This is a genomic window from Serratia sp. 121840015-1, from assembly GCF_053627655.1.
The window spans coordinates 43,482-54,837 of sequence record NZ_JBSEYF010000010.1 but is presented as its reverse complement, the minus strand read 5'-3'; the positions used below and the strand labels follow the sequence as shown (position 1 = coordinate 54,837).

At 61.1% G+C, this 11,356-nt stretch carries 8 protein-coding genes and 1 rRNA gene; 3 read left to right on the top strand and 6 right to left on the bottom strand.

The genetic code is table 11. The annotated features are described in order from the left end of the window. Positions 1 to 89 (top strand): 5S ribosomal RNA (rrf, locus tag ACUXAC_RS25630); the annotation flags it as partial. Positions 90 to 347: 258 nt separating this feature from the next. Then, positions 348 to 1,658 carry an MFS family transporter gene (locus ACUXAC_RS25625; RefSeq protein ID WP_343181777.1) on the top strand — a complete coding sequence of 437 codons (1,311 nt, stop codon included), beginning with the start codon at positions 348 to 350 and terminating at the stop codon, positions 1,656 to 1,658. A gap of 36 nt (positions 1,659 to 1,694) precedes the next feature. On the opposite strand, the gene pssA is transcribed toward ACUXAC_RS25625, so the two are convergent. The 4 genes from pssA to trxC form a co-directional block, all read right to left on the bottom strand. Next, the gene (pssA, locus tag ACUXAC_RS25620) at positions 1,695 to 3,050 is read right to left on the bottom strand and encodes a CDP-diacylglycerol--serine O-phosphatidyltransferase (protein ID WP_454267012.1); all 1,356 of its coding nucleotides are present in this window, start codon (positions 3,048 to 3,050) and stop codon (positions 1,695 to 1,697) included. A gap of 152 nt (positions 3,051 to 3,202) precedes the next feature. Next, positions 3,203 to 5,851, bottom strand: coding sequence for a bifunctional acetate--CoA ligase family protein/GNAT family N-acetyltransferase (locus ACUXAC_RS25615; protein WP_070913743.1), 2,649 nt, complete (start codon positions 5,849 to 5,851; stop codon positions 3,203 to 3,205). A 173-nt stretch (positions 5,852 to 6,024) separates the two neighbouring features. Then, on the bottom strand, positions 6,025 to 6,714 hold the full coding sequence (locus ACUXAC_RS25610) for a tRNA-uridine aminocarboxypropyltransferase (RefSeq protein WP_060431249.1): 690 nt from the start codon (positions 6,712 to 6,714) through the stop codon (positions 6,025 to 6,027). Positions 6,715 to 6,828: 114 nt separating this feature from the next. Then, on the bottom strand, positions 6,829 to 7,248 hold the full coding sequence (gene trxC / locus ACUXAC_RS25605) for a thioredoxin TrxC (protein ID WP_004928868.1): 420 nt from the start codon (positions 7,246 to 7,248) through the stop codon (positions 6,829 to 6,831). A 207-nt stretch (positions 7,249 to 7,455) separates the two neighbouring features. Between trxC and ACUXAC_RS25600 the strand changes: the two genes are divergently transcribed. Further along, a complete protein-coding gene (locus tag ACUXAC_RS25600; RefSeq protein WP_454267009.1) occupies positions 7,456 to 8,544 on the top strand; it encodes a tRNA/rRNA methyltransferase in 1,089 nt (362 codons plus the stop codon). Between the two features lie 60 nt (positions 8,545 to 8,604). Here ACUXAC_RS25600 and emrB read toward each other — a convergent pair whose 3' ends face one another. Together emrB and emrA are read right to left on the bottom strand one after the other, a co-directional pair. Further along, positions 8,605 to 10,143: a multidrug efflux MFS transporter permease subunit EmrB gene (gene emrB / locus ACUXAC_RS25595; protein WP_038872860.1), complete on the bottom strand. Its 1,539-nt coding sequence runs from the start codon at positions 10,141 to 10,143 to the stop codon at positions 8,605 to 8,607. Between the two features lie 17 nt (positions 10,144 to 10,160). Continuing rightward, positions 10,161 to 11,333, bottom strand: a complete 1,173-nt coding sequence (emrA, locus tag ACUXAC_RS25590; RefSeq protein WP_033635707.1) for a multidrug efflux MFS transporter periplasmic adaptor subunit EmrA — start codon at positions 11,331 to 11,333, stop codon at positions 10,161 to 10,163. Positions 11,334 to 11,356 lie beyond the last annotated feature (23 nt).

Below are 11,356 nucleotides of genomic sequence, written 5' to 3'. Positions count from 1 at the left end.
CCTGACCCCATGCCGAACTCAGAAGTGAAACGCCGTAGCGCCGATGGTAGTGTGGGGTCTCCCCATGCGAGAGTAGGACACTGCCAGGCATCAAACAAAGCCGAAAGCCCTGAACTGACGTTCAGGGCTTTTTGCTATGCGTAAAATGGAAAATCCCCGTTGTAACCCGCTTCATCTTTCATCTCACGATTCTATATTCATCACAAAACCAATTCATTTTTTGAATGAACTCCAGATATTCTTCGTCCGCTATTAAGTTTGGCTGTTAACTTATAAATAACAATAAAGTAACAACCAGGGCGGCAGGAAGCCGAATTTCATCATTGCTATGGCTCGGAGAACATATCATGACAGAAACAACCTCAGCTCTTGAGGGTGAGCGCGGCGTCGAACAGGGGGCGCTGGATAACAAGAAACGCATTTTCGCTATCGTCGGGGCTTCATCAGGCAATCTGGTGGAGTGGTTTGATTTTTACGTTTACTCCTTCTGTTCCATTTACTTTGCCGCCTCGTTCTTTCCGGCGGGCAACAGCACCACGCAGCTGCTGCAAACCGCCGGGGTGTTCGCCGCCGGCTTCTTTATGCGACCTATCGGCGGCTGGCTGTTCGGCTATATTGCCGACAAACATGGCCGAAAAAACTCAATGCTGATTTCGGTCTGCATGATGTGCGCCGGATCGCTGGTGATCGCCTGCCTGCCGACATATGAATCGATCGGCAGCTGGGCACCGGCGCTGCTGTTGATCGCGCGCCTGTTCCAGGGGCTGTCGGTGGGCGGCGAGTACGGCACCAGCGCTACCTACATGAGCGAGGTAGCGATCAAGGGCCGACGTGGCTTTTATGCCTCGTTCCAGTACGTGACGCTGATCGGCGGGCAACTGCTGGCGCTGCTGGTATTGGTGATCCTGCAGCAAATATTGTCCGGCGAAGAACTGAAGGCCTGGGGATGGCGTATTCCGTTTGCCTTGGGGGCGGTGTTGGCGGTGGTGGCGCTGTACCTGCGCCGTTCGCTGAATGAAACCTCCGATGCGAAGACGCGTAACCACAAAGATGCCGGTTCGCTGACGGGACTGTGGAAGAACCGCAAAGCGTTCCTGATGGTGCTGGGCTTTACCGCCGCCGGTTCGCTGACCTTCTACACCTTCACCACCTACATGCAGAAATATCTGGTGAACACCGCCGGTATGGACGCCAAGCTGGCCAGCGCCATCATGACCGTCGCGCTGTTCGTCTTCATGCTGCTGCAGCCGGCGGTCGGCGCGTTCTCGGATAAAATCGGCCGTCGCAGCTCGATGCTGATCTTCTCGGCATTGGCCACCGTGCTGACGGTGCCGATCCTGTTCGCCCTGAAAGAGGTGACCAACCCCTTTATGGCGTTCGGCCTGATCGTGCTGGCGTTGTTCGTCGTCAGCTTTTATACCGCGATCAGCGGGCTGCTTAAAGCCGAGATGTTCCCGCCGGAGGTGCGTGCGCTAGGGGTGGGTTTGTCTTATGCGGTAGCGAATGCCATGTTCGGCGGTTCGGCGGAATATGTCGCGTTGTCGCTTAAATCGTTTGGCGTGGAGAACGCTTTCTTCTGGTACGTTTCCGGCATGTGCCTGCTGGCGTTGCTGGTCTCGCTCCGGCTGCATCGCAAAGGCAAGGAAATACAGCTGTAATAAAAACCCCGGCCTTGGCCGGGGTCAGAGTAGATCTTACAGGATACGGCTAATCAGCCGATCGATGCGGATACGCCGCAGACGGCGAATCAGCTTACGCACCTTGATCGGATACTGCTGAATGCTTTGCAGCTCCTGATAGTGGCCGACCACGGTGGTGTGGGTGCGGATGCATTCCAGCTCTTTTTGCCGCTGCTCGCGCATTTCCTGCTTGGGATCGTGGATCAGAATGGCGTTTTCCAGATCCAGCCGCCAGGCGCGTGGGTTGAGGTTATTGCCGGTGACCAGCTGCCACTCTTCGTCTACCCACATGCCTTTCAGGTGATAGCTGTTATCGCCATCCTTCCACAGACGCACGATCAGCTGGCCGGTGTCGACATAACGCTGCAACCGGCTCAGGAAGCGGCGCAGGTTGATCTCGTACAGGTAGGGCAGTGCGCCGATGATTTTGAACGGCTGGTCTTCCGGAATATAGAAGTCGTTGGCGGTTTTGTCGCCGACGATGATCTCCACCTGTTTGCCCTGGCGCAGCAGATAAATGATGTTGCGCACCAGCAGCGCCGGCAGGTTGAAATAGGGGGTACACAGCGTCAGTTTCTGGTCGGCGCACGACATCAGGTGATGAATGGTTTTATTCAGCACGCTTTGCTTGCCAAGCCCAACCAGCGGCGTCACCGCCAGCTCATCGTTACCGGCTTTACCGCGGAAGTGGTAACCGGCGCGGCGCAGGGCGAAACGAAACAGACGGGTCTCGTTTTTGATCTCCGGGCTTTTCGGTCGATCGCTGCGATCGAGGCGCTGTACGGCGCCGGCGGTGAGCAGATGCTGCTTGATGTAATCGATCAGGGTATCGGCCAACACCTCATTGGTGATCAGCTGGTAGCGATCGTAACGGTATTTCTCATGCTGATGCAGATAGACGTCATTGATGCTGGCACCGCTGTAGATCACGGTATCGTCGACCACAAAGCCCTTCAGATGCAATACGCCCAGCGCTTCGCGGGTATTGACCGGCACTCCGTAGATAGGCACCGATTGCTCCGGATGCTGGCTGGCCATGGCGCAGTACCAGTCGGCGTTGGTATTGGCGGCGGCGGCGCCGATGCGCCCGCGCTGTGCGCGGTGCCAGTCAACCAGCACGCAGATTTCCAGCTCGGGGCGCCGCTGTTTGGCTTGATACAGCGCGTTGAGGACCTCACGCCCGGCGTCGTCATGCTCCAGATACAGGGCCACCAGATAGATGCGTTGGGTGGCGTTGGCGATGGAATCCAGCAGCGTGGTGCGAAAGTCGGACGGCGCGTACAGCGTACGAACATCAGCAACCGTCTGGGGGAGTTTGGGCAGTTGTGCAAGGTGTTGTTGATGTTTGCTACGTTTAAATTTTGACAACATCACAGTGCGCTTCTTCTCTCATGATTGATGGCCGGAACGCCACAGGCTTAAAAACAATAAACCGAATAATCGGGCGATAATACCATTAGTTGCCTCGATTGTGCGTATGTTTTGGCGTTAAGTGGTGGATTCGTAGCGCATTGCGACGCAGGTCACTGCGCGTCGGCGGCCTGCAGCGGCAGCGTCAGATTGACGATGCCGTCCTCAAGCTGCACCTCGATGCCAAAGCCCAGCCGCTGCGCCAGTGCGATCATGCCGCGGTTATTCGGCATGGTGATGCCGCTCAGGCGAGTCAGGCCATGAGCGCGCGCATAGGCGATCATTTTCTCCAGCAGCTGACGGCCCAGGCCCACGCCTTTCAGATCGGAACGCACCAGCACGGCGAATTCGGCGTCGGTGTTGTCCGGATCGGACAGCGCGCGGGTCACGCCGATGATCTCGTCTGCGCGCACCGCCACAAAGGCCATTTCTCGATCGTAGTCGATCTGCGTCATGTTGGCCAAATCGTCATGGGTAAACTCGTTGATCTCGCTGAAGTAGCGATAATAGAGATCTTCCTTGGTCACTCTATCGATGAAATGCTTCAGCGCCGGCTCGTCTTCCGGCAGGATTGGGCGGAACAGGCATTGGCTGCCGTCTTTCAGCGCGATGGTCTCTTCCAGCTCCTGCGGATAAGGGCGGATCGCCAGCCGTGCCTGCGGATCGCCGCTGAACGGCGCGAGCTGCATCGAAACGTCCAGCAGGGTGAACTCGCTGCCGGAGGCCAGCACCGGGTGAATATCCAGCCGGGCGATCTCCGGGCAGTCGAGGATCAGGTTGGAAACCTGCACCAGCAGGCGGCTCAGCCCAGGGATATCCAAAGGCCGCAGCGCGCTGCGCCCGCGGATCTTGCCGCCTTTCACCGCCTGCAGCACCAGATAACGCGCCAGCGCCATGTTCAGCGGCGGCAGCGCGACCGCCACCTGATTTTCCTGGCGCCACTCTACGCCGCCTTCGCCCAGCATGATCAGCGGGCCGAAAATCGCATCCTGCTCTACCGCGATGCGCAGCTCCTGGGCGCCGGCGCGGTTGGCCATGCTCTGCACCAGCAGGCCATGGATGCGCGCCTGGGGGTAGGTGCGCTTCACGCGGTCGAGGATCGCCTCCGCCGCGCGCTGCACTTCGGTCGCTGTGCGCAGGTAGAGCATGACGCCCTGAACTTCCGATTTATGCGGGATATCCGGCGAACGCAGCTTCAGCGCTACCGGGTAGCCGATCTGTTCGGCAATGTGTACCGCTTCGGCGCTGTCCTCGGCAATCCAGGTCGGCAGGGTGCTCAGATCGTAGGCCTGCAGGATGGATTGCACCTCGTGGGTATCCAGCTGGGTGGCGCCTTCGGCCAGCGCCTGATGGATAAGGCGGTGGGCGTCGGCGGTGTTGGCGGTGAGGCCGACCGGCAGCGCCGGCGTCTCTTTCAACTGCTTCTGGTTGCGGCGATATTCCACCATATGCATAAAGGCGGTCACCGCGCCTTCCGGCGTGCGGTAGGTGGGAATGGCGGCCTCGGTAAATAACCGGCGCGCCTCTTGCGAAGAGTATTCGCCGCACCAGTTGGTCAGCAGCGTGATGCGTTTGCCGCGCGGATGGCGGTGCAGCGCCTCGATCAGCCGCTGCGCCGTGGCGGTGCCCGGCGCCGCCGCGCTCGGCGCATGGATTAACAGCAGCGCGTCATAGTCGTGGCTGTCGAGCAGCGCTTCGATTGCCGCCAGGAAGCGCTGCGGCGTGGCATCGTCGCGCAGGTCGAGCGGGTTGCCGGCGCGGATGAAATCCGGCAGCGCGTCGCTCAATGTCGCCAGGCTCTCATCGCTCAGCGTGGCCAGCTTGCCGTTGCGTCCGAGCAGTTCGTCCAGCGCCATCGCCGCCGGCGCCGCCCCGTTGCTGACGATCATCAGCCGCTCGCCGCGCAGCGGATGCATATGGCTGAGGGTTTCCACCGCCGAGAACAGCTCATGGGTATCCTGCACGCGCAGCAGGCCGGCGCGCTGGATGGCGGCGTCATAGGCGGCGTCCAGCCCCAGCTGGCTGTTGAGCAGCAGCTGCGCCTGTTGGCTGCGGCCGCTTTTGATCACCAGAATGGGCTTGTTGCGCGAGGCGCTGCGCGAGGCGGAGAGAAAGCGCCGCGCGTCGCTGATGTTTTCCAGATACAGCAGAATGGCGCTGGTCTTGCTGTCGCGCGCCAAAAAGTCGAGCAGGTCGTCGACGTCGATGTCCAGGCTGTCGCCCAGCGCGATGAAGTAGGAGAAGCCGACTTCGCGCTGCTGCGCCCAGTCGAGAATGGTGTTGGCCACGGCGGCGGACTGCGAGATAAACGCCAGCTTGCCCTTTTGGATCGGCACCGGCGAGAAGCTGGCGTTGATGCCCTGCCACGGCGCCAGCAGCCCCAGGCTGTTGGGGCCCAACAGCCGCATGGCGTAGCGCTGCGCGCAGGCCTTCAGCTCGGCGAACTGTTCCGGCGGCGAAGAGAGTACGATGGCAGTTTTGCAGCCGCGTTGGCCCAGCGCTTCAATCAGCGCCAGATTGCGTTTGGCGTGGGTGCAGATGATCGCCAGATCCGGCGTCAGCGGCAGGCTGGCGACGTCGGGGTAGGCCATGACGCCGCATACCGCCTTGTAGCGCGGCGTGACCGGCAAGATGGGCCCGCCGAATCCGCCGGCCAGCAGGTTGCTCATCATCAGGTTGCCGGCGCGGCCGGGCTGCTGCGAAGCGCCCAGCACGGCGATGGATTTTGGACGTAGTAGCGCTTCTAACCCTCGCTGACTCATGCACGGCTCCTTTATATCCGTCATCCTTCAAAAGACAGGGGTGTTGGCTGCCCTCTCTCACCCAGGTCACTTAGTTAACTAAGCTCCCAGGGATTCGTTCAGTTGCCGCCTGCCTGTCTTTTGAATGCTATTGGCTATAGGCAACGTTACGCCTGATTTTAGGCGCTTTCTGGCTACATTGCTGTGACCGGTGCCTCCGGCCGGGTCGGTTTTCCCGCCAGATATTGTTGACGGAAATAGCGGAAATGCTGATTCAATCCGTCGGCGGCCGGCAGATCGCCCGCCTGTTGCAGCAGGGCGGCGGCCACTTCCGCCGTGCAGTGTTGCTCGGCGCGGCTGGCTTCGCGCAGTTGGTAGTCCGATGCCGCGTCGACGTTGAGGGAAAACACCGGGAATTGATTGAGGTACGGGCTTTTACGGAACATTTTGCGCGCTTCCGCCCAGGTGCCGTCCAGCATAATGAACAGCGGCGGTTTGCCACCGGCGGGCAGCTCGCTGAACACCGGCCGTTCGGCGTCGGCGTAGGAAGCGGGGAACACCACATAAGGCTGCCGCGCCGGATCGTTGATGGCCGCCAGCAGGGCCGGATCGACTTCGGTGCGCGACCAGAGGAACGCCTGGGTGTCCGGCAGGATATCGGCGATCAGGCGGCCGGTGTTGCTGGGCTTGAGCGGCTCGGCGCCGAACATGATCAGGCAGAAACGGCTGCCGGCCTGCTGCGGGCGAATGGTGTCGCACAGGCAGTTTTTATGCGGCAGCAGGCAACCCTGACAACGCGCCACCCGGCAACCGCGCGCCAGAAAGGGGCGGGTGGCGCGGTCTAAACGGAATTGACGCAGGCGAAGTACGGCGTTGTCGGTCATAACGATCCTGGGGAAAAACCGCCATTGTAACGCAGAAAAAAGCCCGCCGGGAGGGGCGGGCTCGATCGAGGCGCGTTCGCGCGCGATGGCGGGATACGGCCTATACTTGCCGAATCACACTAACTCGTTGAGCCAGTTGTCAAACGGCGCTTTTGGCATCGCGCCGTTGAGCATATCGACCATCTTGCCCTGACGGAACACCATGATGGTCGGGATGCTGCGGATGCGGAAACGGGCGCTCAGTTCCGGCTCGGCTTCGGTGTTCACTTTCACGAAGCGCACTTTGCCGGCGCGCTCTTCGGCCACGTCTTCAAAGATCGGCGCAAAGCTGCGGCACGGGCCGCACCATGGCGCCCAGAAATCGACCACGACCGGCAGATCGTCCTGCAGCAGCTGGTCCAGCGTGGCGGCGGTGGCGTTGATCACTTCACCGTCGAAGAGCTCATGGCCGCAGCGGCCGCATTTCGCGTTGTCCGCCAGACGTTCTTCCGGCACGCGGTTGGTGGCATTGCAAGCTGCACAAACTGTATTCATGTTGACCTCGGGTACAGAGAAAGCATGGTCCCCGCAACGCAGTTGCAGAGATGTTTCTTTAATGCTGACAATTATCGGCAAAACCCGGCGCATGAACAATGAGGTTTGTTCAATGGATGTGATAGTTGGGAGCTTTTAGCGCAAGTTGGTGGCTTCATGCACCAACATCAGGTAATCTTCGCGCCCTGCGCGTTGGTGGAGAAGACAATGAACGATTCATTTAGTGGCAAGAACGGTAAGGTCAAAGTGATGTACGTCCGCAGTGACGACGACAACGGCGACGACCGCAACAAGAATAAACGTCCGGCCGGCAAAGGCCGTCCGGCTGACGGTGCGCGCTCCGGCCCCACCGGTCAAGACAAGGCGCGCGGCGGCAACGATCGCCGCGGTGCCGACTCCCGCCGCAGTGAAAGCGATCGTCCTCGCCGTCCGGCGCGCACTGAAGATCGCGGTGGCAACGAGTCGCCGTGGAGAACCGTTTCGCGCGCGCCGAATGAAGAGCCGGCGTTCGATCACGGTGGTATCAGCGGCAAAAGCTTTATCGATCCGGAACAGCTGCGCCGCCAGCGCGCGGAAGAAACCCGCGTTTACGGTGAAAACGCCTGTCAGGCGCTGTTCGCCAGCCGCCCGGAAGCGATCGTGCGCGCCTGGTTCGTGCAGTCGGTCACCCCGCGTTTCCGCGAAGCGCTGCGCTGGATGGCGGCTAACCGCAAGGCTTACCACGTGGTGGATGAGGAAGAGCTGGCCAAGGCTTCCGGCACCGAGCACCACGGCGGCGTCTGCTTCCTGATCAAAAAGCGTCAGGGCCTGGATGCGCAGACCTACCTGAAAAGCGCACCGGCGACCGACTGCGTGCTGGCGCTGGAAGAAGTGGGTAACCCGCATAACCTGGGCGCTATCGTCCGTTCTTGCGCTCACTTCGGCGTCAACGGCGTGCTGCTGCAGGATCCGGCGCTGCTGGAATCCGGCGCGGCGGTGCGTACCGCAGAAGGCGGCGCGGAGCACATCAAGGCGATCAACGCCGACGATTTCCTGTCGGTGCTGGACACCTTCCGCAAGGCGGGTTACACCATCGTTACCACCTCCAGCCACAAAGGCACCGCGCTGGCGCAGGCCAAGCTGCCGGCCAAGATGGTACTGGTGCTGGGCCAGGAACGTGACGGTCTGAGCGACAGCGCCTGGCAGCAGGGCGACATGAACGTGTCTATCGGCGGCACCGGCAAGGTGGAAAGCCTGAACGTTTCCGTGGCGACCGGCATTCTGCTGGCGGACTGGTGGCGTCAGAATCAGGCGTAATCTGTTCTACGTCGGATAAAAAAACGGGCGCCCCAGGGCGCCCGTTTCGTTTATTGAAGCTTAGTGAGCGCCGCCGCCCCCACCGCCGCCGGAGCTGAACGGCGGTTTCGCCACCCACACCAGCACCAGCAGCACCAGGAATACCCCGGCCGACAGCCAGAAGATCTCGTTGGCGGAGATGATCAGGCCCTGCGCGGTGATCTCGTTGGCGATATACGCCGACGCCTGTTGTTTGCTCATGCCGAGCTGCTCCAGCTGCCGGTACATCTCCTGCGACTGCGGGTTGTACGGGTTGACGAACTCCGTCAGTTGCGAATGGTGCTGCGATTCGCGCTGCGTCCACAGGGTGGTGGTGATCGAGGTACCGATCGACCCCGCCAGCGTTCGCGTAAAGTTCGACAGGCTCGACGCCGCCGCCATGCGTTCCGGCGGCAGGCCGGACAGCGTGATGGTGGTCAACGGCATGAAGAAGCAAGCGATGGCGAAGCCCTGGACAAACTGCGGCCAGGCGGAAGCGCCGAAGTCCATGCCCGGTTCAAACGTATAGGCGCGCCAGTAGAAGCACACGGCATACATGATGAAGCTGAAGGTGACCAGCCGGCGCATGTCGAGCCGGTTGCCGAACTTGCCGATGATCGGCGACAGCAGCACCGGGATCAGCCCAACCGGCGCCGACGCCAGCCCCGCCCAGGTGGCGGTATAGCCGTACACCTCTTGCAGCAGCTGCGGCAACAGCACGATGGCGCCGAAGTACAGCATGTAGGCCAGGCTGATACACAGGCAGCCGATGGTGAAGTTGCGCGACTTGAACAGCGACAGATCCACCACCGGATGGTCGTCCGTCAGCTCCCACACCACCAGGAACAGCAGCGCCACCACCGCGACGACGGTGAGCGTGATGATCTCGGTCGAGTTGAACCAGTCCAGCTCCTTGCCCTGATCGAGCATGATCTGCAGCGAACCGATGCCGACGATCAGCAATACCAGGCCGACGGTGTCGATCGGTTTGATCTCGGTTTTGGTTTCCCGCCCCTTCAACGTCGCCATCGCCGCCACGATCACGAAGACGCCGATCGGGATGTTGATGAAGAAGATCCAGCCCCAATGGTAGTTGTCGCTGATGTAGCCGCCGAGGATTGGCCCAAAGATCGGCGCGACGATAACGGTCATCGACCAAAGCGCCAGGGCCATCGCTCGCTTGGCGGGCGGATAGTTGTTCAGCAACAGGCTCTGCGACAGCGGGATCAGCGGCCCGGCCACCACGCCCTGGATCACGCGGAAGAAGATCAGCATGCCGAGGCTGTTGGAGATGCCGCACAGCCAGGAGGCGAGGGCGAACAGCGCGGTGGACCAGAGGAACAGCCGCACTTCGCCGAAGCGCTTCGCCAGCCAGCCGGTGATCGGAATCGAGATGGCGTTCGCCACGCCAAACGAGGTGATCACCCAGGTGCCCTGCGAGTTGGAAGACCCGAGGTTACCGGAAATGGTGGGGATCGCCACGTTGGCGATGGTGGAGTCCAGCACCTGCATGAAGGTCGCCATGGCGAGCGCGACCGTCATCCAGGCAAGCTGGGCGCCTTCAAGCGGTTTCTGTGGCAAGATGGCCTCCCGCGCGCTTAGCCGGCGTTCGCATGGATCACGTCGGCGATCAGCTGGTTAACCGGCGCCAGATTCAACGCCAGCGCGTCGCTCTGGTACAGCGGTTTGTCGCGCACCACGTCGGCCAGCACGCGGCCGTCCAGGTTGGCGGTGTCGACGGTCACCAGCGTCGAAAGACCGATGCGCAGCGGATGATCGGCCACCTGCTTGGCGTCGAGCTCAATACGCACCGGCAGACGTTGCACTACCTTGATCCAGTTGCCGGTGGCGTTTTGCGCCGGCAGCAGGGAGAAGGCGCTGCCGGTGCCCATGTCGATACCGGCCACTTTGCCCTGATACACCACGTCGTCGCCGTAGACGTCGCTGACCACCGTCGCCGGCTGGCCGATGCGCATGTTGGCGATCTGGGTTTCCTTGAAGTTGGCGTCAACCCAAATGTGATCGGCCGGCACCACCGCCATCAGCGGCGAACCGGCGGCGATTTGCGCGCCGACCTGCACGCTGCGGCGCGAGACATAGCCGGTGATTGGGCTGATCACTTTGGTACGCTGCAGCGCCAGCCAGGCATCGCGCATCTGTGCGGCGGCCTGTTGGATCGCCGGCTGCTGTTCCAGCGGGGTGTTCAGCACCATCGCCTGATTGGCGTTGTATTGCTGCACCGCCACTTCCAGCGCGGCCTTGGCGCTGTCGACCGCATCGCGAGCGTGTTGCAGCTCTTCGCGGCCGATGGCGTCAACGCTGCCCAGCACCACGCGGCGCTTCAGATCGTTCTCGGCCTTGCTCAGATCGGTCTTGCGCAGGGCGATGTTGGCCTGATATTGCTTGCTGTTGATGATCAGCTGGTGGGTCTGACGCACGCTGTTGGCCAGGCCGGTCTTGGCGCGTTCAAACGCCTGCTCGGCATCGGTCGGATCGAGCGTCAGCAGCACGTCGCCCTGCTTGACGTAGTCGGTGTTGTCGAAATTGACGCTGTTCACGCTGCCGGACACCTGGGCCATGATCTGCACCTGGTTGCCGGAGACGTAGGCGTCGTCGGTTTCCTGGTGATGACGCAGCACCAGGAACCAATACACTAAGTAAGCCACCCCTATAACAATGAAAATAACCGTCAGCAACAGCAGCCAAAATTTACGCTGCTTCTTTTTGCCGTTCGGCTGCTGCGGGTTTTGGATTTCCGCGCTTGCGCTCATGGTGTTCTCCAAGCCTTATATTA